The 26,672-nt window shown below is 63.7% G+C and carries 10 protein-coding genes and 1 pseudogene; 5 read left to right on the forward strand and 6 right to left on the reverse strand.

Features of this window, described 5'->3' with window-relative positions:
• Together AC1Q61_RS30800 and AC1Q61_RS30805 are read right to left on the reverse strand one after the other, a co-directional pair.
• Positions 1-162 (reverse strand): annotated as a pseudogene (locus tag AC1Q61_RS30800) (trehalose-6-phosphate synthase); the annotation flags it as partial.
• A 103-nt stretch (positions 163-265) separates the two neighbouring features.
• Positions 266-439: a hypothetical protein gene (locus AC1Q61_RS30805; RefSeq protein ID WP_164490548.1), complete on the reverse strand. Its 174-nt coding sequence runs from the start codon at positions 437-439 to the stop codon at positions 266-268.
• Positions 440-595: 156 nt separating this feature from the next.
• Here AC1Q61_RS30805 and AC1Q61_RS30810 point away from each other — a divergent pair, with 156 nt between their 5' ends.
• Positions 596-2,350 carry an ABC transporter ATP-binding protein gene (locus AC1Q61_RS30810; protein WP_080552832.1) on the forward strand — a complete coding sequence of 585 codons (1,755 nt, stop codon included), beginning with the start codon at positions 596-598 and terminating at the stop codon, positions 2,348-2,350.
• 23 nt (positions 2,351-2,373) lie between these two features.
• Positions 2,374-4,149, forward strand: a complete 1,776-nt coding sequence (locus tag AC1Q61_RS30815; protein ID WP_042920544.1) for an ABC transporter ATP-binding protein — start codon at positions 2,374-2,376, stop codon at positions 4,147-4,149.
• Positions 4,150-4,193: 44 nt separating this feature from the next.
• Here AC1Q61_RS30815 and AC1Q61_RS30820 read toward each other — a convergent pair whose 3' ends face one another.
• Positions 4,194-5,129, reverse strand: coding sequence for a methionyl-tRNA formyltransferase (locus AC1Q61_RS30820; protein WP_007734348.1), 936 nt, complete (start codon positions 5,127-5,129; stop codon positions 4,194-4,196).
• 109 nt (positions 5,130-5,238) lie between these two features.
• Between AC1Q61_RS30820 and AC1Q61_RS30825 the strand changes: the two genes are divergently transcribed.
• Complete coding sequence (locus AC1Q61_RS30825) at positions 5,239-6,042, forward strand: alpha/beta fold hydrolase (RefSeq protein WP_003945829.1); 804 nt, start codon at positions 5,239-5,241, stop codon at positions 6,040-6,042.
• Positions 6,043-6,101: 59 nt separating this feature from the next.
• On the opposite strand, the gene AC1Q61_RS30830 is transcribed toward AC1Q61_RS30825, so the two are convergent.
• From AC1Q61_RS30830 to AC1Q61_RS30840, 3 genes are all read right to left on the reverse strand, one after another.
• Complete coding sequence (locus AC1Q61_RS30830; protein ID WP_007734349.1) at positions 6,102-6,371, reverse strand: metal-sensitive transcriptional regulator; 270 nt, start codon at positions 6,369-6,371, stop codon at positions 6,102-6,104.
• 90 nt (positions 6,372-6,461) lie between these two features.
• The gene (locus AC1Q61_RS30835) at positions 6,462-6,872 is read right to left on the reverse strand and encodes a DUF302 domain-containing protein (protein WP_003945447.1); all 411 of its coding nucleotides are present in this window, start codon (positions 6,870-6,872) and stop codon (positions 6,462-6,464) included.
• Positions 6,873-6,975: 103 nt separating this feature from the next.
• Positions 6,976-9,123, reverse strand: a complete 2,148-nt coding sequence (locus AC1Q61_RS30840; RefSeq protein ID WP_073512094.1) for an MMPL family transporter — start codon at positions 9,121-9,123, stop codon at positions 6,976-6,978.
• Positions 9,124-9,274: 151 nt separating this feature from the next.
• Between AC1Q61_RS30840 and AC1Q61_RS30845 the strand changes: the two genes are divergently transcribed.
• Both AC1Q61_RS30845 and AC1Q61_RS30850 read left to right on the forward strand, forming a co-directional pair.
• The gene (locus AC1Q61_RS30845) at positions 9,275-9,859 is read left to right on the forward strand and encodes a class I SAM-dependent methyltransferase (RefSeq protein ID WP_003945672.1); all 585 of its coding nucleotides are present in this window, start codon (positions 9,275-9,277) and stop codon (positions 9,857-9,859) included.
• Between the two features lie 85 nt (positions 9,860-9,944).
• On the forward strand, positions 9,945-26,654 hold the full coding sequence (locus AC1Q61_RS30850; RefSeq protein ID WP_492651403.1) for an amino acid adenylation domain-containing protein: 16,710 nt from the start codon (positions 9,945-9,947) through the stop codon (positions 26,652-26,654).
• Positions 26,655-26,672 lie beyond the last annotated feature (18 nt).

Here is a 26,672-nt window from a genome sequence, read left to right on the forward strand (position 1 = left end):
CGCCCAGCCCACCCACGCGCCTTGATTGCTGCGCAGGATCGGCTCAAGAGCGGTGACCAGTCCGCCGGGGCTTCGCTTCCAGCGGGTGGTGCCGTCGGGAAGCCGTTCCAAGTCGACGGGCAGGCGGTTCGCTACGACAACGAACTCAGCCTGCCCGGACACGGCTTCACCGGTCGAAGAAGCAGGTGCGCTGTCAGAAAGGGTTGAACTGGTCGAATCCGGACTGACAGGCACGTGGTTCCTTCTCGGTCGGTGAGGGAAAGATTCAGTCGAGCTTGGCGGCGGGGGAGATACCGAGCATCGAGAGCAGCATCCTGCACTCGTCGGCATCTTCCGCGTAGGCAGCGACGACGCGCTGTGCCTGACGAGCAGTTTCGTCCGCTACGGGCTCGAGGTCCTCGTCCGCGATCTCGGTTTCGACGGTCGTGTTCTCAGCCATCATGTTCCTCTCGTGCTTGCCTGCACGGCGCAAGCAATGGTTCTTACTCGCGACTCTATGAGAACTGGGCGTGTCGACGCTAGTTGCTCATGTATTAGGGTCGACTTACTTATCTCTGTACTCAACTTTATCGCTTCCATCGATGCTTGGAGTTCCATGAGTTCGACCCCCTCGAGTGTGACCGTCGACTCGGACGAGCCGGATAGTGGCAATCACAGCGGTGCTGCGATTTTGCGACGCGTCCTCGTCCGTAACCGTGGCCCGCTCGCCATCGGCACGGTTCTGGTCTGTCTGCACCAACTGACCGAGACGGCGGTGCCGATCTCCATCGGTGTGATCATCGACCGTGCGGTGGAGACTTCGGACACCACGGCCCTGATCGTCTCCATCGTCGGTCTCGCGGCTCTCTTTCTCGTTCTGACGGCCGCCTGGCGCTTCGGCGCACGCTTCATCGTCACCGCGATGCAGCAGGAGGCTCATCGCCTCCGGCTCGAGGTGGCGCACCGCGTCCTCGATCCGCGTGGGGTGCGCACCGATCTGCGTTCGGGTGAATTGCTGACAGTCTCGACATCCGATGCCGAGCAGACTTCGTGGATCGCGGACATCGTCCCGCGCGCCGCTGCGGCCCTGACAGCTGCGGTGGCGTCGGCGGTGGCGTTGGTGTGGATCGACCTCTGGCTGGGGCTGGCGGTTCTGATCGGAACGCCGGTCATTCTCGGTCTGCTGCAGTTGGCGGCGCCTCTCATCACGTCGAGGGCCACCGGTCAGCAGGCGTCGATCGCTCGGGCGTCGGCGATGGCTACGGATCTGGTCAGCGGATTGCGTCCGCTGCGCGGTATCGGCGGTGAGAAGACCGCGTCGGCGCGCTACCGCACGGTCAGCCGTCAAGCGCTCGCATCGACGATCGGCACGGCCAAGGCGACCGGTATCTACACCGGCGTTGCCGCGACCATCAGTGCGTTGCTCGCGGTCGGTGTTGCGGGGTTCGCGGGATACTTCGCGTTGCAGGGCCGGATCACGGTCGGTGAACTGATCACCGTGGTGGGGCTTGCGCAGTTCATCATCGAACCGCTCGGATTGCTTGCGTCCATTCCCGGATACTTCGCGGTGGCGCGAGCGTCGTCGGATCGACTGGCACTGGTCTTGGACGCGGAGCCACTGCGTGGCGCGGGTTCGCAGACCGAACTCGAAGGCACCGACCTGACTCTCGACAGAGTCGAGTACAAGTCACTCAAGGGCATCGACCTGCATCTGCCTGCCGGAGAACTGCTGGGCGTCGTGGCTTACCAGCCGCAGGACGCCGACGCTCTTGTCGCGGTCCTGTCCGGTCAGTTGGCGCAGGACGCGTATCGCGGAGTGGTGAGGGTTGGCGGAATCAGCCTGTCCGACATGGACTTGCGATTGGCACGTCGGACGGTGTTGGTGGAGCCGCACATCACCGATCTGTTCTCCGGGTCGCTTGCGTCGAACGTCACCGCGGGCGCCGGTGATGCCGCTGCTCTCGACATCCAGAGTGCTCTGGTGGCGTCGGCAGCGGCGGATGTCGTCGACGCACATCCGGACGGTCTCGACCTCGAAGTGACCGATCGGGGCGCCAGTTTGTCGGGAGGCCAGCGGCAACGCGTCGCCCTCGCGCGCGCCTTGGTGGCACAGGCACCCGTGATGGTCCTGCACGATCCGACGACGGCGGTGGACGCGGTTACCGAGGCATCGATCGCCGAAGGAATCGCAGAACTGCGGCACGAGGGTGCCGGTGGCATCCACACGACGGTATTGATCACCAGCAGCCCCGCCTTGCTGGCCGTGACGGATCGGGTGATCGTGTTGAACGACGGAGTGATCGCCTCGACGGGCACACATTCCGAACTCTCTCGCGGCGACGCGAACTACCGAGGAGCGGTGCTGCGGTGACGGCCACGGACACGACAACCGAAATGCCGGCCGGGGAGAACGCAGAGAAGGTGACAGAGCGCGAGTTGTTGCCGATCGCGAGTGGTCGCCAGACCTGGAAGTGGTTGCGGGCGGCGCTGACCGAACACCGGATGCAGAGCCTGCTGGTCCTGATCGTCGCGGCTTCGGCGTCGGCGATGGCCTTGGTGCCGATTTACGTCTTCGGCGTCCTGGTCGACCGGGTCCGGGACAACGCGCCCACGTCGACGATCGTCGGGGTGGTCGTGATCATCGCCGCTGCCGCAATCGTGGGCGGTGTGTTCACCGGTGTGGCTGCCTATCTGATCAAGCGGCTCGGTGAGACGATCCTGGCGGATCTGCGAGAGCGGACCGTGGACCGGGCACTGCGACTGCCGATCCAGACCGTCGAGAAGGTCGGTAAGGGCGATCTGCTCTCGCGTGTCGGCGACGACGTGTCGGTGATCGCCAAGGCCGTGTCCGACGTGGTTCCCGGCATGATCGCGGCGGTTCTGCTCGTGGCTCTGAGCATGGTGACCATGCTCGGACTCGACTGGCGACTCGGTCTGGCCGGAATGGTCGCGCTGCCGATGTACGCGCTGGCGCTCAAGTGGTACCTGCCACGCTCGGCTCCTGTTTACGCAGCCGAGCGGGTAGCGATGGGCGCTCGTTCACAAGCGCTGATCAGCAGTCTCCAGGGTGCGAAGACGGTCCGCGCGTACAGCCTCGAGAAGGAACACCTCGGGCAGATCGATGCGGCGTCGGCAAAAGCGCGCGATCTGGCAGTCGGAGTGTTCGGCCTGTTCACGAGGTTCGCCGGTCGAGGTAACCGCGCCGAATTCGTGGGCCTGTCCATGATTCTCGTCGTCGGATTCCTGCTGGTCCGTGAGGACGTCGTGACAGTCGGCCAGACGACGACTGCTGCCCTGCTGTTCCATCGCCTGTTCAACCCGATCGGCTCACTGCTCTACACCTTCGACGAAGTGCAGTCGGCCGGCGCAAGCCTCGCGCGACTGGTCGGCGTCGTCGAGATCGAGGAAACGGAGCCTTCGACGGATGCAGGTTCCGTTCCGGCCGACGGTTCGCTGCGTCTGGATGACATTCGGCACAGCTACGACGGTGGTCATGAGGTTCTCCACGGAGTGAGCCTCACACTGCGTGCAGGGGAGCGCGTGGCGCTCGTCGGTTCGACCGGAGCCGGAAAGACGACGCTCGCGGCGATCGCTGCCGGTTCGATCACTCCGACGTCGGGCCGGGTGTCGATCGGCGGTGTCCCGCTTGCCGACCTCGACGACCTACGACGCCACATCGCGATCGTGAGTCAGGAGGTCCATGTCTTTGCCGGACCCCTGATCGAGGATCTGAGATTGGCGGCTCCCGAATCCTCGGACGAGGACGTTGCCGCGGCACTGCGGACGGTCGGCGCGTACGAGTGGGTGGAGGCTCTCGACGAGGGAATGCTGACCGTAGTCGGCGAAGGCGGGCACGAGATGACAGCGGCGCAGGCGCAGCAGTTGGCTTTGGCGAGACTGGTGTTGGCCGATCCCGCCGTCGCCGTACTGGACGAGGCAACAGCGGAGGCGGGCAGCGCCGGAGCGCGGGAACTGGAAGCGACTGCCGACGCCGCTACGGAGGGCCGCACCACTCTGGTTGTCGCACACCGGCTTACCCAGGCCGCGGGCGCCGACCGAGTGATCGTGCTCGAACACGGACAGATCGTAGAAGAAGGCCCGCACCGCGAACTGGTGTCCGCGGGCGGGCGTTACGCACAACTGTGGGCGGCCTGGGAAGGTCGCGACTGAGGGGTTTGTACTGGGTTTTGTACTGAGGGGGTCTGATCCGGCGATCAGGTGAGGTACCCGCCGCCGTGGGGGAAGAACTCGGCGGCGGTGTACTCGCTGCCGTCGTCGAGTCGGACGCGCTCGATCCGCAGTCCCTTGTTCTTGCCCGACCACGCGTCGGGGCCCGCGACGATCACCATGCCGTCGTCTTCCTGGATGAACACTCGGCCGGGGGTTCCGCCGTAGTGCCCGCGTGAGACGGACGCCTTCAGGATGCGGATGCGCTGGCCCTTGAACTCGGCGAAAGCGTTGGGGTACGGATCGGACTGTGCCCGGACGAAACGCTCGATGACCTCGGCGGGCCAGGACCAGTCGACGTGGCTGTCCTGCGGTGCGCGCTTGTGGAAGAACGTGGCCTGCGATCGGTCCTGCGGCGTCCAGTCGGTACGGCCGGACGCGATCAGATCCAGGGCGTCGAGTGTGATGGGGCCGATCATGTCGATCGTGCGGTGGAACAGATCGGTGACGGTGTCGGTCGGGCCGACCGTCGTCGAACGCTGCAGCACGATGTCGCCCGCATCGAGTTCCTCGTCCATCAGGTGCGCCGTGAGCCCGACTTCTTCTTCGCCGTTGATCAGAGCCCAGATGAGCGGGGAGAATCCCGTGTACTTGGGCAGCAGCGAATCGTGGATGTTGAGGGTGCCGTACTTGGGTGCGTCGAAGACCTCCGCAGGCAACCAGGTACGCCAGTTGTTGGCGACGATGATGTCGGGAGCCGCTTCCGCCAGCGCGGCCTTGAAGGCGTCGTCAGGCTTGTTCGCCACGTGAACGGGTACACCGTTCTCGGCCGCCAGATCTGCAACCGAGTCCGCCCACATCTGTTCATAGACGTGTTCGCTCTTCGGGTGTGTGATTGCCAGCACGACCTCGTGATCGGAGTCGATCAAGGCCTGCAGGGTACGGTGGCCCCAGGTTTGGTATCCGAGCGTAGCGACTCTCAACGGGGTCCTCCTGGACGAGCATGGGCTGGGGTTGCGGTCACACGACCGCCCATCAGCTTAGGCTATCCAACCAAAATTGTTGATCACACGTACGAGGAGGAAGGCTGACATGACGGTCGCCACAATCAACGGAATCCCCATCAATTACCAGGTCAAGGGTGATGGAGATCTGGTGGTGCTCATCATGGGGACCGGCAGCCCCGGCCGCGTCTGGGATCTGCACCAGACTCCGGCGCTGGTGGCCGCCGGCTACCGAGTATGCACGTTCGACAACCGCGGAATCGCACCGTCCGGCGAGAGCCTCGGCGGCATCACGATGCCCGACATGGTCGCAGACACCGCCGGACTGATCGAGCACCTCGGTGGCGGTCCGGCCCATGTCATCGGCACCTCGATGGGCGCCCGGGTGGCGCAGGAACTGACGCTCGCCAGGCCCGATCTGGTTCGCAAAGCAGTGTTCCTCGCCGGCCACGCCCGGATGGATCATTTCCAGCAGGTCCTGACCGAGGGCGAGCGCCAGTTGTTCGACAGTGGCGTCGCTCTGCCGGCCAAGTACCGTGCCGCAGTGACCGCGGTGATGAACCTTTCGCCGGCCACGCTGGCAGACGATCACTCGGCGCGCGACTGGATGGATATCTTCGAGTTCACCGGCGGCGCAACGTCACCGGGTGTTCGCGCACAGCTCGGTATGGACCGCGCCTTCGATCGACGGGGTGCGTACAAGTCGATCATGCGCCCGTGCCTGTCCGTCGCTTTCGCCGACGACCGCATGATCCCGCCCTACCTCTCCCGCGAGGTGGCGGACTGCATCGCGACGGCGTCGTACGAAGAGATTCCCGACGCCGGGCACTACGGCTACCTCGAGCGTCCGGAGGCCGTGAACAAGGTGCTGATCGACTTCCTGGCGAAGTAGTTTTCCGCACGCGAGAAAGGGCCTGACCTGCTAACTGCAGGTCAGGCCCTTCTCATGTTTCAGGCCAGTGCCAGGAACAGCTTCTCGAGTTCGGCCTCGGTCATCGGTTCCTGACCTTCCGCGCTGTCACCGCTCAGGCATTCACGCAGCCCGGAAGCGACGATCTTGAACCCTGCTCGGTCCAGCGCCTTGGACACGGCGGCGAGTTGCGTGACGACGTCCTTGCAGTCGCGGCCGTTCTCGATCATCGAGATGACCCCGGCAAGTTGGCCGTGGGCACGACGCAGTCTGTTCAATACGAGCGCAATGCTCTCTTCGTCGCCGGTCATGGTGGCCCCTTCTCGAGTGTTCGTGCTGCGGTCAAGGGTACCCCTGGGGGCATGTCACTGCTTGATTCAGTGTTCGATCCGACTGCGGTGTCAGATCAGCGAGTCGACGGCCGCGCGCAACTTGACGGCTGCGTCGGCTGCCACGGACTCGAGGCCGGGTTCGCCGGAAACCTGAACCATGAGAGCAGGGTTCATCGCTTCGACGAAGAACGAATTCTCGGTAGTCGTATCTTCGCGGACGACGACGTTGCACGGCAGCAGGAGGCCGATCTGACGATCCACCGAAACTGCCCGATGGGCCAACGGCGGGTTACAGGCACCCAGGATCAGGTACTTTTCCATGTCCTCGTCCAGCTTCGCCTTGAGTGTTGCCTGCATGTCGATCTCGGTCAGGATGCCGAAGCCCTGCTCGGCGAGAGCGCCACGCGTGCGGGTGACGACGTCGTCGAAGGTTCCGGTGACCTTGGTTGCGATCGCTATCGGTTCTGTGGGTGTTGTCATTGCGCACTCCTCGTCGTGGGCTGTCACTGTCGCCGGCTTTGATTTCTCTTGTCCCCATCATACCCCTGGGGGTATCAGTAGGACAGTGATGTCGGGTACACGATCAGCCATGCGAGAAGCTGATGTTCGGCAGGACGCGACGCAGCCATGCCGGCGCCCACCAGGCTGCCCGGCCGGTGAGGCGTAGGAGAACGGGCAGCAGCACCAAGCGGACGAGCACTGCGTCCAGGAGGACAGCTACGCCGAGAATGATGCCCATTTCCTTGGGTGGCAAGGGATCTGCGAGCGCAAAAGTGAAGAAGACCGCAACCATCACCGCTGCTGCCGCCGCAATGACCCGACCCGAATGCGCGAGGCCGTCGATGTGTGCGATCGCGGGGTCGCCTGTGCGTTCGTAGTGCTCCTTGGCACTCGAAAGCAGGAATACGGTGTAGTCCATCGCGATCGCAAAGATCATGGCGAAGAAGAAGACCGGACCCCACCCGTTGAGGAAACCCTGGGGGGTGAAGCCGAGTAGGCCTGCTCCGTGACCGTCCTGGAAGATCAGCTTCGCGATTCCGAATGCGGCCCCAGTGGACAGCAGGCTGACCAGCGTGCCGATCAAGGCGATCAAAGGCGCCTGGAGGGCGATCAGCAGCAACAGGAAGCCGAGCGTCAGAATCACGACCACGACGATGGGAAGGTAGTCGTCGAGTGCCTGCTGAAGGTCGAGATTTTCGGCCGGAGCGCCGCCGACGAGCGCCGATTCCGGCAGTTGCGACCGAAGGTCGGCAAGGATGGTTTCCATCGCAGGATCTGACGGGTCGACGGTGGGAACTGCTTGCAGCATAACAAGATCGGACCCGTCGGCAGCTTGTTGCGCTGGGGTGACCATGGCCACGCCGTCAACGCTCATGGCAATACGTGAGGTGTCGGCTGCATCGTCGGCGGACGTGACGATCTGCAACATCCCCGGGGCGCCGTCCCCGAATTGCTGCTGCACCAGTTCATAGCCCTGGCGAACCGGGGCGTCCTCGGGAACCACGGCGATGGAGGGCATTGCCACCTTCAGTCCGAAGACCGGAACAACGAGTGCGATCAGGATGAGTAAGGCGCCGAAGCCGAATGGCCACGGGTGCTTGTGCAGCAATGATGCCCAACCTGCGAACATCGGGGAGCGGTGCTGCTGGCGCTTTGCATACGGTAGAGAACCGCCGTTGACCTTCGCGCCGATCCTGCCGAGCACGGCAGGCAACAGGGTGAGTGTTGCGGCGAGAACGAAGATCACAGCGAGCATGATTCCGACAGCCATCGTGCGTACGGCCGGGGCTGGAACGATGAGAACCGCAGACAAACTGACCAGAACTGTGAGGCCGGAAAGGACCACAGCCTTGCCGGCGGTGTCCATGGTTTGAGCCACGGCGGCCCTTGGATCCGGATCGGCTCGCAATGCATCCCGGAACCTGGCGACGAGGAAGAGTGCGTAGTCGATGCCCAGCGCGAGAGCGAACATCATCGCGAAGTTCATGGCCCACACGGAAATCGGCGTGATCTCGTTGAGGATTACAAGCCCGCCCGCCGAAGCGACCAGGCCCGCAAGCGTCAGCAGTAGTGGTAGACCCGCGGCAACCAGGGAGCCGAAGGCCAACACCATGATCGCGAGAGTGACGGGCCACGACATCATTTCGGCTTTGATCATGGCTTCGTGATTGGCCTTGTTGAAATCGCTCCACAACGCCGACGCACCCGTCGGGTACACCTCGATCGTGTCGGTGGACAAGCCCGTGAGCTTCTTGCCGAGTTCGTCTACCGCGCTGACCATCTCGTCGGTACTCGCGTTGGCGCCCGCGACCATGATGCCGGTATGTCCGTCCGGGCTGATGGTCATACCGGGCTGCGGGGCGATCACTTCGCCGAAGCGAGGGTCCGCGGAAAAGATTTCCGTTGCCGCGGCCAGGGTTTGCTGCATCGACGGATCCGTGATGGGTAGAGAATCCGAGTGAACGACCACCTGTACTGCGGCGGAGGAATTTCCACCGAAATGCTGCTCGGCCAACTCGCGAACTTGCACGGATTCGGATCCGTTTGCCTGCCAACCCGCGCCGGCCAGAGAGGTGAAGACGCTGGGTGCTGCGGCGCCGAGTGCGATCAACGCGATCAACCAGACGCCGACGACGAGGCGGGTGTGAGTCGCCATCGATCGACCGAGACGCGCAAGTATGCCGTCGGCTCGGGTGGGTGGGTCCGCGGTGACTGTTCTGGTCGCTGACATCTTCACTCCTGATACGGGTGGGGGTATTCCTGTCCGTCACCTGTATACCCCCAGGGGTATCGCTCTGTCACATTCGAGGGTTCTCTATGCTGCTGGGGGCACCGTCCGATCTGAAACGGTGAAACGGTGAAACGGATATGGGAGAGCAATCATGGACGCACGCGACTGGGACGAGCGATACCGAGCGGTGACGGAGCCATGGGGAGTCGACCCGGCGGGAACCGTCGCAACAAGAATTTCCGATCTGAGACCGGGCACCGCGATCGATCTGGCCTGCGGCGACGGCCGTCACGCGCGGTGGATGGCTGGGCAAGGTTGGTCGGTGACTGCGGTCGACTACTCGTCGGTGGCGATCGATCTGGCACGGGCGAGTGACGGGGACAAGGCTGTCGACTGGCAGGTCGGCGACGCGACCGAGTGGCAGCCGGAAGGGCTGGTCGACCTGGTGTTGGTCAGCTTTCTTCACCTCGAGGTCGACCATCTGGCCGCAACCTTGAAGCGCGTCGGGGAGTGGCTGACGCCCGGCGGACGGGTCCTCTATTTGGGGCATTCCATCGAGAACTTCCATCGTGGTGTGGGCGGTCCACCCGAACCGACCATTCTGCCCGGTATTTCCGATCTCGCTCGTGCTGCGGAGGGATCGAGGGTCTATGCCCTCGAACATGTCGTTCGGCCGCAGGACGGTAAGACAGCAATTGACGTTTTGCTCGAATTCGGTCCGTGGGAACAGGTCTGACCAGGGCGGGAGCGCACCTTCACGTTCCTGGGTAGCCTACCCTAAACTTGCGAGGGTGTTCGTCGTTCGATGAGCATGAACGACGATGATCGGATTCTTGATGTCTGACCACTCTCAGGTAGCTCACCCGGCGGTATCGGGCGGTGCCGATCTGGACGCAGCGCTCCCGGCGACGGCCGCTCAGCGTGAGGTGTGGGTTGCTCAGAACGTCGATCCGAGCAGTCCGGTCTACAACATCGGACTTGTCGTCGAGGTCGACGGCACGATCGACATCGAGCGCGCGGCAGCGGCGATCGAGGCCAGCGTCGGACGCGTCGAAGCGCTGTTCGTGCACTTCGAGGTCGATGCCGACAACCAGCTGATCCAGGTGCCGATTCCGGATGCGCGCTGGGACGTGGAAATTCTCGACCTTCGGGCCGAGGCGGATCCCGATTCGACTGCGCAGTCGTGGATGGACACCGACATGGCTCGGGTCTTCGGTCCGGACGATCTGCTGTTCCGCCAGGTGCTTCTGCTGACCGCTGACGACCGAGTCATCTGGTATCAGCGCTATCACCACAGCGTGATCGACGGGTACGGCATCTCGCTCATCGTCGCCGACGTCGCCGAGCGATACGACGATCCGAATCTCGGGACTGCCGCGCCGCAGTGGTCACTCGACGCCGTGGTTGCAGCCGATCTGGATTACCGGAACTCTCCGCGATTCCAGACCGACCGTCAGTACTGGGTCGAACGCGTTGAATCGGGACCGGAAGCGACGCGGATTCTGCATGGGCAGGTGGATGATTCGCTGCCGCCGATCTCGGCGATACTCACGCTCGACGCTGATCGCGCGGCACAGCTCTACCGCTATGCGGCCGACGCCGGGATTCGACGAACTCGCCTGCCCATGGCCGCGCTGATCGCGTACATCGCACGAACCACCGGAAAGCACGACGTTGTCGTCTCGGTACCGATGGCCGCTCGGGTGGGGCGCGACATGCGTCGCACTCCTTCGATGGCGTCGACGATTTTGCCGCTGAGTATTCGGGTAGAACGCTCGGAAACCATCGGCCAGTTGGCAACTCGTCTCGACACCGCCCTGGTCTCGATTCTCAAGCACGGGCGGTACCGAGGTGAGGATCTCGCTCGCGACATTCGGGCGATCGATCCCGACCGTCAGGTCTTCGGCCCCGGCATCAACTCGATGATGTTCGAACACACACTCACCTTCGGCGGATGCCCGGTGCGCGTGCGTAATTCGGTAACCGGTCGAGTCAGTGACCTGGATCTGAGTGTGCGCGGTGGTCAGGACGGGGAACCGATCGAGATCGACGTCCGCGCCCCGGCCGGATTCGACAGGGAGTTGGCCGATCACACCGCCAGAATCGAACAGTTCCTCGATCGATTCGTAGCCGAGCCGCAGCTTCCGATCTCGGCACTCGACCCCATGTCGCTCGCGGAGAGAGAACTCGTGCTCCACGGGTGGAACGACACCGCAGAGCCGCAGCCCGTGACGACGGTGCCGGATTTGTTGCGCAGCAGCTTCTCTGCCGATCGGGGCGCCGTCGCCGTGGTCGACGGCGATATCCGGCTGACCTACGGCGAACTCGAAAGTCGGGTATCACAGCTCGCCGCGCACTTGATCTCTCGCGGTGTCGCGACCGAAACCGTTGTGGCGATCGGCCTTCCGAGATCCGCCGAGATGGTGGTGGGGTTGTTGGCCGTCATGTGCGCCGGCGGTGCCTTCGTTCCCCTGGATCCGTCATGGCCCGCAGAGCGCCGCGAATCGGTACTCACCGATGCCGGTGCCACACTGGTGCTCACCTCGGACGGTGTAGACGACTCCGTTCCGGTCGATCTCTCCGCGTGGGCGTACGAGGACGGGCCCTCGGACCTGTCCGAGACAATGACCTCCGACATTCGTATTCACGGTGCCCAACTCGCATACGTCATCTTCACGTCCGGTTCGACCGGACGTCCGAAGGGCGCCATGATCCGCCACGAGGCAATCTGCGCAAGGTTGCTGTGGCAACGGGAGCGGATTCTCGGGTTCGGGTCCGGCGATGCCTCCTTGTTCAAAGCCCCACTCTCGTTCGACATCTCGATCAACGAGATCCTGCTCCCGCTCGTCTCCGGCGGTCGATTGGTGATCGCGAAGCCCGAGGGGGAACGCGACCCGCAATACCTGCTCGACCTGATCGCCGGAGAATCGGTCACCTTCGTCTACCTGGTCTCGTCCATGCTCGACATACTGCTGGACCTGGCGAACGAGACCGATCAGCTCGATTCGTTGAAGCACGTGTGGTGCGGCGGTGAGGTTCTCACGCCTGAACTCTTCGACCGGTTCCGTGCCCAACTGTCCACGACGCTGTATCACGGCTACGGGCCGGCAGAAGCGACCATCGGTGTCTCCCATGTGATCTACCGAGAGGACGCGGAACGAATCGCGACCTCCATCGGGCGGCCGAACCCCAACACTCGCCTGTACGTGTTGGACGGCGACCTGCAGCCGGTTCCGATCGGCACCGGCGGCGAACTCTACGCCGCGGGCTTCCTGCTGGGACGCGGATACGTCGGCGCGTCGGCGCTGACCGCATCTCGCTTTGTCGCGGATCCCTTCGTCTCAGGTGATCTGGCCGGATCCCGGATGTACCGCACCGGTGACTTGGCCCGATGGGCCCCGGACGGCACCCTCGACTTCCTCGGACGCACGGACAATCAGGTGAAGATCCGTGGCATGCGCCTGGAACTCGAGGATGTCGAAGCCGCCGTGATTTCGCACCCCGCAGTGCGTCACGTGGCAGTTCTGGTGCGCCAAGCACCAACCGGTGCAAAGTATCTCGCCGCCTACGTGAGCGCAGCGTCGGGGACGAACCTCGCGATCGACTCACGTGAGCTTCGCGAGTGGGCTGCGAGCAAGCTGCCCGACTACATGGTCCCGACCACCGTCACCGTCCTCGACAAGTTTCCGCTCACGGCAAACGGCAAACTCGACCGTCGCGCGCTACCCGAGCCCGATCTCGCCGAACTGAGTGCACATGTCGCCGCAAGAAACGAAGTCGAACAACAGTTCTGCACGTTGATCGCGTCGGCAGTCGGCCTCGATTCGGTCGGCGTTACCGACGACTTCTTTGCACTGGGCGGCGACAGCATCGTCGCGATCGCACTCGTGACCGCGGCTCGTGCTGCCGGTTTGTCGATCAGTCCTCGCGAGGTGTTCCAACTGCGCACCGCCGAGGCTATGGCGCGTGCCCAGTCCTCCCGAGTGGCTGAGATCGTCGACCACGCGGACCAACCGATCGGCCACGTAGCCACGACGCCGATTGCCGCCAGGGTTCTCGGAGTGTCGGACGCAGTACGAACCTTCCACCAGCGTGCGCTGATTCAGACCCCGTCAGCCTTGACGTCCGAGCATGTCCAGGCGGCGCTCGACGCCCTGGTGGCGCGCCACGATGCACTTCGTGCGACGTTGACGCCCGAAGGAAGACTGCTCGTCCCGGAGACAAACGAAGTGGCTGTGGTCTTCGAGACCCGTGCACTACCGGCACCGCTCGAAGAATGCGGACCGTTGATCGTCGCCGAGACCGAGCGAGCTGTCGGCCGTCTGAATCCGGCCGACGGCACGATGGTCAGCGCTGTTCTGTTCCGCCCTGTGACCGGTCCCGGACGGCTGTTGCTTGTCATCCACCACGCGGTGGTCGACGGCGTCTCGTGGCGCATCATCCTCGAGGACCTCGCGCGCGCCGGCATCGCAGCGATGAATGGCGACGAACCCGCACTCGCTCCGGTCGGCACGTCGGTGCGAAGGTACGCCGAACTCGTCTCGGATGCGGTCGGAGCCGGGCGACTGGACTCGGAAATCGAGTTCTGGGACTCGGTGACGTCCGCACAACGGGCATCTCTCGGCCGTCGGGCACTCGACCCGGCAGTTGACCTCGCGCGCACCGCTGCAGCGCGGTCGATCACCCTACCTCCAGAACTTGCAGATCAGCTGTTGGGCAGTGTCCCACGGGCGTTCGGAGCCGATGTGAGCGAAGTGCTGGTCACCGCACTTGCCGTGGCGCTGACCCGTTGGAGCGGTGCCGGATCGGTGACGATCGACCTGGAGGGGCACGGACGCGACGAGGACATCGTTCGCGGTGACGGCGCTGCGCACGTCGACCTGACTCGTACCGTCGGATGGTTCACCACAGTGTTCCCGGTGGCGCTCGAGATCGGTACAGCCGCTCCGGATCTCGAAGCGAGCGGCGAGTTGGCGGGGGTTCTCAAGAGCGTCAAGGAGCAACTTCGACGGGTCCCGAACGCCGGCTTCGGGTACGGAGCATTGCGATACCTCGGCGGCTCGGATCAGTTGCGTAGTTTCGCAGCGCCGGAGGTGGTGCTCAACTATCTGGGACGCACTGCCGCAGCGGAGGGGGACTGGTTCCCGGTGTCGATGGACGGTGCTGCCGATCCGTCCATGCCGCTGGGACACGCGTTGTCTGTCGACGTCGTAGCCGAGGACGCCGCCGGTGGACCACGACTGCGAGCCACCCTGACCTGGGCGTCGAACATCTTCCTGCGTAGCGACATCGACAGGTTTGCGCGGTTGTGGCTGGACTCGCTCGAGGCCGTGTCCGGGCTCGCAGCCTTCGGCGGAGCCACACCCTCGGACTACCCTCTGGTGGCGCTCGCTCAGGCAGACGTGGACGGGTTACCGAAGGCTGAAGAGATTCTCCCACTCACTCCGCTGCAGGAAGGGATCTACTTCCATTCGGCGTTTGCCGATCCGGGGGCCGATCAGTATGTCGTGCAACAGGTTGTGGAACTGACCGGAGCCGTGGACAGTGCGGCGCTGCACCGCGCGCTGCAATCCGTCGTCGATCGGCATGAGGCGCTGCGCACCGGATTCTCGGTCCTGGGTGACGGCCGGGTCGTGCAGGTGGTGCACCCGAGCGCTGACGTGGAGATGGCGGTAGTCGAGGTGGCCGGCGCCGATGTCGATGAACTGCTTTCCGCCGACCGCGCGCGCGGGTTCGACCTGGCGCAACCGCCGCTCGTCCGTTACACGCTTGTCCGTGCCTCTTCGGAGAAGTACCTTCTGCTGCAGTCGATTCACCATGCGGTCGCAGACGGATGGTCGGTTCCGGTGATGCTGCGGGAGCTGATGGCGTCGTACAGCGTTGGCGACTCCGGCGTGGTGCTCCCGACTCCGGCGCCGTACCGCAGCTATCTCGAATGGTTGGCCCGCCACGATCACGAGGCCTCGGCAGCGGTGTGGAGAGAAGCGCTGAACTCTCCCGGGCCCGCGGTCGAACTTCCCGCGCCGAGCGCGGGCAGCAGCGGCATCTGTGCCACCCGAGCCGAGCTGTCCGACAATGATACTCGCGCACTGGCGATCAACGGACGCTCCCATGGCCTGACGCTGAGCACGCTCGTGCACGGCGCCTGGGGGCTGGTGCTCGGCCGAATGACCGGCCGAACAGACGTGCTGTTCGGATCGACCGTATCGGGACGCGGTGGAGACCTGCCCGGGATCGAGTCCATGGTGGGCTTGTTCATCAACACCGTGCCGGCTCGGTTGCGGTTCGATCCGGCAGAGACAGCTGCGCAAGCGCTTTCCCGTTGGCAGAGGGAACAATCGGAACTACTCGACCATCAGTACCTGGGGTTACCCGAACTGCGACGGACCGGCGGACTGGAGCAGGACTTCGAATCACTCGTCGTGTTCGAGAACTATCCACTCGGTGACACGGCAATCGCTGATCCGACGAACTCGGTGCGACTGACGGGAATTCGATTCGACGAGCGACCGGCCTACCCGTTGACCCTGATCGTCGTCCCCGGCGATCGATTGGCGTTGGAGCTCAAGTACGACGCTGCTCAGGTGGACGGCGACGCCGCTGCGTCGCTGGCCGAAACTCTCGCAGTCGTACTCACCGAGCTCTCGCGCGATCTCGATCAGGTCATCGGCCGGATCGCGCTGGCACCCGCACAGCCGGGGAGCGTCGGCACGGCCTTGGATCGGCCGCGCGCAACGCTGACCGAGCTGCTGAAGGATCAAGCCGGGCGTACGCCCGAAGCCACCGCAGTGATCTTCCGTGAAGAGTCGTTGACCTACGCCGAACTTCACTCTCGCGCTGATCGTTTTGCGCATCTGCTGCGCGAACGTGGCGTCGGACGCGAATCGTTGGTAGCGGTGGCCTTGCCTCGCTCTCCTGATCTGATGGTCGCGATACTCGGCATCGGGAAGGCCGGGGGAGCATACGTTCCCCTCGACACCGGCTACCCGGCGGAGCGGCTGACGTACATGCTGGGTGACGCCGATCCTGTGTGCGTCGTGGTGTCGGAAGACTCTTCACTCGATTCGGGTTCGGTTCCGCGGGTTACGGTATCGGAGTCGGCGCAGTTCCCCGCCGATCCGCTGAGTGTCCCAGGATCGCCCGCGGATGCCGCGTACATGATCTACACTTCGGGTTCGACTGGTCGCCCCAAAGGCGTTGTGGTCAACCACGAGGGTGTGGTCAACCGATTGCTCTGGGCACAGCAGATACGTCCGATGGACGTCTCCGACCGGATGCTGCAGAAGACCCCGTCGAGCTTCGACGTCTCCGTTCCCGAATTCTTCTGGCCGTTCCTGGCGGGGGCAACTCTCGTGATGGCCGAGCCGGACGGGCACAAGGACCCTGGCTATCTGGCCGACGTCATCGTCGAACATTCCGTGACCCGAGTGCATTTTGTTCCGTCGATGCTCGACGTGTTTCTCGCGGAGCCGAAAGCAGCACTGTGCTCTTCGCTCGAGATCGTCAACTGCAGCGGTGAGGCACTGCCCGTTCACGTTGCACGCAAGGTCGCCGAGATCCTGCCGAATACTCTGGTGGACAACCTCTACGGCCCCACCGAGGCCGCCGTCGACGTCAGTTGGCAGCCGTCGGTGCAGGAAACTCCGGCAGACGCCGTCAGCGTCCCGATCGGCGCACCTGCCGCCAACACCGGCCTCTTGGTTCTCGATCCCTACCTGCAGAACGTCCCGGCCGGTGCCACCGGTGAGCTCTATCTGGCAGGGCCACAACTGGCGCGTGGTTACCACGGACGTGGGGGATTGACCTCCGAACGATTCGTGGCGAATCCGTACAGCGACGGCGGCTCGCGGATGTACCGGACCGGTGACATCGTGCGGTGGAATGCCGACGGCGTTCTCGAGTACCTCGGCCGTGCCGACGAGCAGGTGAAGGTTCGTGGATTCCGAATCGAACTCGGCGAAATCGACGCGCAATTGGCGCTGTGCCCCGGAGTCACGGCAAGTGCCGTGATCGTCCGAACCGACGGTCCGAGCAACCGCGCACAGGTGGTCGCCTACCTGGTCGGAGATGCTGATGATGTTGCGGTTCGAGCTCAGTTGTTGTCAGTGCTACCGGAGTTCATGGTGCCAAGTGCCTTCGTGCGGCTCGAGTCGCTGCCGCTGAGCCCGAGTGGCAAGCTCGACCGAAAAGCACTACCTGCACCGGATTTTGCGGCACAGGTGGGCGACTTGACGGGAGTGGTTTCCTCGGGCGTTGCAGACCTCCTCGCCGGGCATTTCGCGACGGTTCTCGGACTGCCCCGTGTCGGGGTGCGCGACGATTTCTTCACTCTCGGCGGCGACAGTATCCTGGCGATCCGACTGGTCAACCTGGCTCGTCGTGATTCGGTAGTGCTGACCCCGCGTCAGATCTTCGAATTGCGCACTCCCGCTGCGATCGCTGCAGCGGTGGGTGATGTCGCCACCTCGGATGCCACCGTCACGGCCGACATCGGCGTGGGTGAGCTGGTTCCGCTGCCGGTGGTTCACCGCTTGTCCGAGTGGACTGGTGGTACCGATCGCTTCAATCAGGCAGTTCTGATCCACTCTCCGGCAACATCTCTCGGTTCGATCACCAGTGCGTTGCAGGCAGTGCTCGATCACCACGACGGGCTTCGCCAAACCTTGATCCGACACGACCGCGGCATGTGGTCGGCGCGGGTCGAGGAACCCGGTAGTGTCCGTGCAGCGGACGTGGTCGCCCGAGTCGACGCGCAAGGACTGGACGACGGCGAGTTGCGAACGCTCATTGCGGAGCACTCCGAAGCAGCGACCAGTCGATTGGATCCGTCTGCAGGGCGTATGGTCTCGGCGGTCTGGTTCGATTGTGGCGCGGAGAATCTGGGCCGGCTCGCGATCGTCGCCCATCACCTGGTCGTGGACGGGGTTTCCTGGGGAACCCTGCTCGAGGATCTCGCGATGGCCTGGGTGGCGGTCGAAGCCGGAGAGTCTGCCGCACTGGATGCCGTCGGAACTTCGCTGCGCACCTTCTCCCGCACTGTGGCCGAACACGCCCACAGTGCCCATCGATTCGCCGAACTCGATCACTGGCTGACCGTGACCGCTCCGGGCGCGCAGTTGATCCCCGACGCCGCGGGCGATGCCGTCGTATCCGGAGGCTCGAGGCGCACGGTCACGGTGGACGGAGCAATCTCCGAGGTAGCACTTGGATCGGTTGCGGCAATGGTGGGTGCCGAGGGAACGGATGTTCTGTTGGCAGCGCTGACGATGTCCGTCGATCGCTGGCGCCGCTCCACCGGCCGCAGTGAGCACGAATTGCTGGTCGATCTCGAACGGCACGGCCGGGAGGAGTTGGTGGCGGGCATCGATCTGTCGCGAACAGTCGGCTGGTTCACCACGATTGCCCCGATGCGACTGCACGGCGGAATCGACCCGGTGGACACGCTACGCGAGGTGAAGGAGAGCCTGCGGGCGGCTCCGGACGGCGGTATCGGCTACGGGATGCTGCGATACGTGAATGCCCGCACGGCATCGACATTGGCGGGGCGCTCCGAATCTCAGATCCTGTTCAACTATCTCGGACGTACGACGACAGCTGGATCGACAGCATGGTCCTTGGCAGCGGAATCCGAAGCCTTGTCCACCGATCCCGACGCAGACATGGGAGGCCCGTACCGACTGATCGTGAATGTCGTCAGCGTGGATTCGGGGCTCCGCGCCGAGTTTGCCTGGGCAAGTGAAGATTTGTCCGAGGAAGACGCGCAGTCACTCTCCGACGGCTGGGTTTCGGCCCTCGGCGATCTGGCGGCTGCGGCCGCGCGTCACGCCGGGCCTCCCATTCTGACCCCGTCCGATGTGACGTTGCTCGACCTGAGTCAGACCGAGATCGACGCGATAGCCGATGCGAGTCCGGCAGGTGTCAGCAGCATCCTCCCACTCTCACCGTTGCAGGAAGGCCTGTACTTCCAAGCCGGCTACGCGGGCAGCAGCGACAGCAGCAGTGGTGGGGACATCTACACGGCACAGTTCTCGATGGACTTCGGGCACACCCTCGATGTCGACAGGTTGGCTGCGGCCGCCCGGACACTTCAACGACGAAATCCCACGTTGCGAGCGGGTTTCGTGAGCGAAGGGCTGAACGAGCCGGTGCAGTTCTTCAGCGCTGGACTCGATGTTCCGGTCGTCGTCCACGATCTCCGTGAACTCGACGACTCGGTTGCTCGTGAGCGTGCCGAGGCCGTCGCCGCCCAAGACCGAGTGACGCCATTCGACCTGACCGCGCCGCCGCTGTGGCGTATGAGTGTGCTGCATCTGCCCGGCGGCCAGGATCGTCTGGTGATCAACAGGCAGTTCCTGCTGTGGGACGGCTGGTCCAACGGCCTTGTCGTCAGTCAGCTTCTGGCGCTTTACGATACCGGCGGCGACGACAGCGCATTCGGCGAACCCGAGGGGTCGTTCGAGACATACCTCGCCTGGTTGGCCGATCGCGACGGTGCAGCCGCCGACGAGGGGTGGCGCGGAGCGCTCGCAGGACTCGAGGAGCCGACGCTTGTTGCCGAGCCTGCGCCCGGCGTCGAAGTTCAGCTTCCGGATCGCCGCGATGCGGTTCTGTCGGAAACGCTTTCGCGTGCGTTGCGTGAGCGCGCTGCCGCGTCCGGCGTCACGTTCAACACGGTACTGAATGCAGCGCTGGCCCTCGTGCTGGCGTCGGCCACCGGTCGACAGGACGTCGTCTTCGGCTCCACGGTTGCCGGACGGCCGCCGGAGGTACCGGGAATCGACACCGTGGTGGGCATGTTCCTCAACACCGTTCCCGTTCGGCTGCAACTGGATCCGAACGAGAGCGTCGAGGAACTTCTTCGTCGGACACAGGCGGATCGACTTTCGCTGATGCCGTTCGACTACCTCGGTTTGGCATCGATCCAGCGTGTTTCCGAGCATCGTCAACTCTTCGACGTGCTGATGGTCCTGCAGAACTTCGTGGACGAGAAGCAAGTCCACGCGCTCAACGCCGCTCACGACGTGAGTGGAAGCGACAGTATCGATCACACGCACTATCCGCTGACCGTCGTGGTCACACCGGGCGCCACCGTCAACGTCAAGTTCGAGTTCCATCCGCGTCTGGTGACCGCGCGCCGGGCCGAGGACCTACTGGGTCACTTCGTCGACCTGCTGCAGAGTTGGTCGCAGGACATGACGGGATCGGTTGTTGCGTCTCCGGTTCCCGCAGTAGCGCAGCAGACGCAGATCCGGGAGTTGCCGGAGCGCACCATTGCCGACCTGTTCGAAGAAGTCGCGTCGGCGCAACCGAACGACACGGCACTCGTGTTCGGGAAGCGCCGGATGACCTACGCCGATCTCGACGGCGAGATCAACCGGATGGCGCGGTTGCTGATCAATTGCGGCGCCGGCCCGGAAAAGATTGTCGCTCTTGGCCTACCACGTTCGGTGGACATGGTCGTCGCGCTCTTCGCGGTATTGCGCACGGGTGCTGCCTACCTACCCCTCGAACTCGACCATCCGGCCGAACGGTTGGCCGTGATGATCGACGACGCGGATCCTGTCGTGTTGCTGACAACCGTTTCGGCCTCACCGAGGTTCGAAGGTGCCGACGTCCGCACTATCGTGATCGACGAACCCGATACAGCAGCAAGGAGACTGACGATCTCGGCGCGGGCACTCTCCGCGTCGGAACTCGGAGCATTCGCTCCGGGGGCACCGCATCGACTCGACCACCCCGCGTACGTCATCTACACCTCCGGTTCGACCGGCAAGCCCAAGGGCGTGGTCACCGGTTACCGCGGCTTGACGAACATGCAGTTCAACCACCGCGAGGCGATTTTCGAACCAGTGATCGCCGCGGCGGGCCGGCGCCTGCGGATCGCGCACACCGTGTCCTTTGCCTTCGACATGTCGTGGGAGGAACTTCTGTGGCTCGTGGAAGGCCACGAGGTGCACATTTGCGACGAGGATCTGCGTCGTGATGCCGAGGCACTCGTTGGATACTGCGACGCACTGGACATCGACGTCGTCAACGTGACACCGACCTACGCGACGCACCTGATCGACAGCGGGCTTCTCGACGACGGTGTGGGACACCACCGCCCGCCGTTGGTCCTGCTCGGCGGTGAAGCCGTTCCGGATTCGGTGTGGAACAGGCTGCGCGACACCGAGGGAACCGTGGGGTACAACCTCTACGGTCCGACGGAATACACGATCAACACGCTCGGTGGCGGAACGTTCGACAGTGACACCCCGACCGTCGGCAAACCGATCTGGAACACCGCCGCGCATATTCTCGACGGCTGGCTGCGTCCGGTCCCCGATGGAGTTGCCGGCGAACTGTACATTGCCGGAGCCGGTTTGGCTCGCGGCTACCTCGGACGCTTCGCGCTCACGTCCGAGCGCTTCGTCGCAGATCCGGCTGGGACCGGAGGACGTATGTACCGCACCGGGGATCTCGTGCGGCGACGCGGTGACGGCAACCTGGACTTCCTCGGCCGCACCGACGATCAGGTGAAGATCAGAGGTCACCGCATCGAGCCGAGCGAAATCGTCTCCGTTCTCGAATCCGACGAACATGTGCGGCAAGCGGCAGTGGTGGTCGACGTCGGGGCAGGTGGAGTCAAGAGGCTCGTCGGCTACGTGACACCCGTGCGACTCGGCGCCGGGCACGACTACCGCGCGCAGGCGCGAGTTCTCCTACCCGACTACATGGTTCCGGCCGTGGTGATCGAGGTGGAGACACTACCGATGACCGTCAACGGCAAGCTCGACGTCAAGGCACTGCCCACCGCCGATTCGGTGCTGGGGGAGCGGAGTGGGGAGTCGATCGCACCGCGTAACCACACGGAAGAGGTCCTCTGCGACCTCTTCTCCGACGTACTCGATGTGGACGATATCGGGGTCGACGACAACTTCTTCGACCTCGGTGGGCACTCGCTTCTGGCCACCAAGCTGATCAGTCGAGCTCGGATCGCCATTCCGAACAGTCTGACCATGCGTGATCTCTTCGAAGCGCCGACGGTGGCGGAACTCGCGGAACGTATTGCGGCCGAGCAGGGATCGACGCGACCGGTACTGGTAGCGAAGCCGCGGCCGGACCACCTTCCTCTTTCTGCCGCTCAACAGCGATTGTGGCTGATCGGACAGATGGAGGAGAACTCCGCGGCCTACAATTTCCCGATCGTGCTCCGTTTGGACGGCGCACTGGACGCGGACGTCTTCGCCGCGGCGCTCGGCGACGTCGTGGAACGACACGAATCCCTGCGTACGGTGTTCCGGTTGGTGGACGGATCGCCGGAGCAGATAATTCTCGAATCGGCGACGATTCCGGTCGAGACAGTTCATCGAGACGAATCCGGTGTCGCCGGTGAAATTGCCGTGGCAGTGGGTCGTCCGTTCGACCTGTCTGACGAGATTCCGATCCGCGCACGTCTGATCCGGGTGGACGGTGCCGAGGTGGACGGTGCCGTAGTGGTCGTGATCGTCCTGCATCACATCACGACGGACGAATGGTCCGATCGGCCATTCCTGCGCGATCTGATGTCTGCATACTCCTCTCGGATCCAGGGCGAAGATCCAATTTTCGAACCGCTTCCGGTTCAGTACGCGGATTACACTCTGTGGCAACGGGAATTGTTGGGCAGCCCCGACGATCCGTCGAGCATCCTGAGCACGCAGTTGGACTTCTGGGCGAAGAGTTTGGACGGAGCCCCCGAAGAACTGCTGCTTCCCGCCGACCGGAGTCGACCGGCCAGACCGAGTTTCTCCGGTGGTGCAGTGGTGACACGGTTGGGCGTGGAGACAACTGCTGCACTGCGAGATCTGGCGCGCGAGAGCCGGAGTTCGATGTTCATGGTTCTGCACGCGGCGTCGGCGGCGTTGCTGACTGCGCTCGGAGCGGGTGAGGACCTTCCCCTCGGCGCTCCCGTCGCCGGACGTAGTGAGCATGGACTCGACGAACTGGTCGGCTTCTTCGTCAATACGATTGTGCTGCGCACGGATACGTCGGGTAACCCGACGATCCGGGAGTTGGTGGATCGCGTTCGTGAGGGAGATCTCGAGGCCTTCGCCAACGCTGACGTTCCCTTTGAAACGGTGGTGGAGCGCCTCAATCCGTCGCGTACTTTGGCACGTAATCCGCTGTTCCAGGTCATGGTCGGCTATCACAGCCGGGAGGAGATGGGAGGGGATCCGTTCGAACTCGAGGAGTACACAGCCAAGTTCGATCTGGTGTTCAACTTCACCGAGTACCTCGGTGACGAAGGCTGCATCGACGTCCGGCTCGAGTACGGCAGCGACCTCTTCGATCGCGAAACAGCACAGCGAATTTCGAACCGATTGGAATCGGTGATCGCGGCAGTCGTGGAATCGGCCGACATCGAGATCGGCGACATCGACATCTTCTTGCCAGGCGAACTCGAGCAAGTTGTCACCTCGTTCAACGACACCGCCGTCGACGTGCCGGAAGAGACGTTCTACGACGCTTTCGCGCGTGGAGTCGTTGCTACGCCCGAGGCTGTTGCGGTGCGCGACGAGGCGGGGCAGGCCACGTACCGCGAACTCTCCGAGCAGTGTGATCGGATCGCCGGCGTGCTGTATCGCCGCGGAGTGTCGGTCGAAGACGTGGTGGGGCTTGCCGTCCCGCGCTCGGTGGAAATGGTCGCGTCGGTCCTCGCCGTGCTCAAGCTGGGGGCCGCGTATCTACCCCTGGATTTGAGCCACCCGAGCGAACGCATCACGTACATGCTCACCGATTCCCGCGCCTCGGTACTTCTGTCCACTGCGGAGGAAAGCTCGCGGATCGAGGATGTGGTCGGCGTCGAGCGAATCCTCCTGGACGATCCGCTGATCCGTGCGGAACTGGACGAGGCAGTGATCGTCGAAACTCCCCGGCCACCAGTTGGCGTCAGCCACGCTGCCTATGTCATCTACACCTCGGGATCGACCGGCAAGCCGAAGGGAGCCGTCCTCTCCCACGACGGTATTCCGAGTCTTGTTGCCACAGCTGAGGTTCGGATGCGACTGGTACCGGGTTCGGTGGTGATGCAGTTCGCTTCGGTCGGCTTCGACGTCGCGGTATTCGAGCTGGCGATGGCACTGTGCACGAGCAGCACCCTGGTGATCGTGCCGCAGAATGCACGAGTTGCCGGTCCGGCGCTGACCGATTTCATGACGAGCAATCGTGTCACCCACGCGATCATCCCTCCCTCGTTGCTGGCCGCTCTGCCGGCAGGATGTGAAGTGCCGCAGGGCTGCACCGTGTTGGTCGGAACCGAGACGGTGCCACCGGAGCTGATCGGGCGATGGGCGGAGCGGCTGAATTTGCTTGCCGCGTACGGACTCACCGAAGCCACGGTGAACAACACACTGTGGCAGGCGGAACCCGGTTGGAACGGTCCCGTGCCCATCGGAATCCCTGACCCCAACGAACAGGCGTACGTGCTCGACGATCAACTCCGTCCGGTTCCGCCGGGAGTATCCGGGGAGCTGTACATCGCGGGACGCGGCCTGGCGAGAGGCTATCTGGGCCGATTCGATCTGACGGCACAGAGATTCATCGCCGATCCCTTCACCGCGGGCGATCGCATGTATCGCACCGGGGACCGCGCGCGGTGGCGCTCTGACGGGAACATCGACTTCCTCGGCCGCGTCGACGATCAGGTCAAGATCCGCGGTTTCCGAATCGAGTTGGGCGAAATCATCGGAGCTCTCAGTGCCCATCCTTCGGTGAAGCAGGCAACGGTCGTCGCGGATCGGCAGGGCGAAATCACGCGCCTGGTCGGTTACGTGTCACCGGAACCCGGTGTCGTCGTCGACACGACGGCAGTGCGGAACCTCGCGGCACTGTCGTTGCCCGACTACATGGTTCCGACCATGGTTGTCGCCCTTGACGGTCCGCTGCCGTTGACGCCCAACGGAAAGCTCGACCGCAAGTCGTTGCCCACTCCGGACTGGTCGGAGCTGGCGGGTGATGTTGCTCCTCGCACGGCAGTGGAGTCCACGGTTGCGGCTGCGTTCGCGGAAATCCTGCAACTCCCGAGTGTCGGAGTCCACGACAGTTTCTTCGAACTCGGCGGCCATTCGATGGCTTCGATGAAACTGGTCGGTCGCATTCGTGAAGCGTTCGGCGTGGACGTCAGTATTCGAGACGTATTCGACGCGCCGAGTGTTGCGGAGTTGGCGGCCGTCGTCGCGCGTTCGGAAGGTGGGCGTCCGATCCTGGCGCCGGCGGTGAAACGTCCCGAGACGATGGGTCTGTCTGCGCCGCAACGTCGTCAATGGGAGTTGTTCCGCGCGTCCGGCGCGCAACCGCAAGCAAGCCACGCTCTGGCGCTGACCCTGAAATCGAAGATCGATCCGGAGATTCTCGGGCACGCCTTGGACGATGTGACTTCGCGGCACGAACCCCTGCGGACCACCTTCGTCGAGGTCGACGGCGTCGTCGTGGCAAGAGAATCGGTGCGTCCGACTGTCGATGTGGTCGATGTCGGCGCCGGCGATGTGGGTCGAGTGGTGTTCGAACTGGCTCAACTTCCGATGGATCTGCGTGAGCAATCACCGTTGCGGGTTCATCTGGTGCTCGGTGAAGACGGTTCTCGGACAATGCTTCTCGTCATGCATTACATCGCCGTCGACGAGTGGTCCGTAGTGCCGCTGCTGGGAGATCTGGTCTCTGCTTATGCAGCCCGGTCGCAGGGAGATCAACCGGTTTGGGACGAGCTTGCATTGACGTACGCCGATTACACCGTGTGGTCGGACGAGCTGTTGGGAGACCCCCGAGACGTCGACAGCCGTGCGTCGAAGCAACTTGCATATTGGCGGGATGCGCTCGACGGAATACCGACCAGTGTGAATCTTCCGTTGCCGGAAGGTGACTCGGAGCCTCGAGGTGACGTGATCGCCGTCGACATCGACGCGGGTCTGCACGCCGGAATCGACGCGCTGGCTGCGCGCACCGGCACGAGCATGTTCATGGTCCTGCAGGCCGCACTGGCCAGCGTTCTCACGAAGGCCGGCGCGGGTACTGATCTCCCCATCGGTTCATTGGTTGCGGGCAGGTCGGATCCCCGTCTCGAACCGATGATCGGATCGTTCTTCAATGTTGTTCTCCTGCGCACGGATACGTCCGGTAGTCCGACGTTTGCAGAATTGCTGGCTCGCATCCGGGAAAACAATCTGGAAGCGCTGAGCAATCAGGACGTCTCATATGTGTATGTCGAGCAGGCGCTGGGTAATCCGGCGTCCATGAGGCCTCAGGTGATGGTGATCCATCATCAACAGGCCGATTTGGACGGGCTCGGCGACTTCGGTTCTCTCGTACCGATTCCGGTGGGAGTGCCCGATGCGGATGTGACGTTGAGTTTTTACGAGCCGGTGGGCGATGGGCCTGTCTTTGCAACTCTCGGGTTCCGTGCCGACCGCGTCGATGCGGGTGCAGTCCGCGTATGGGCAGGTCAGTTGGTCGACGTGATCGAGGCTGCAGTTGCCGCCGAAGGGGATGACGCGAGCGAGGGGGCGAAACTATGACATACGTCGCATCGCTCC

It is taken from the genome of Rhodococcus sp. MPR-R1B (genome assembly GCF_058793255.1).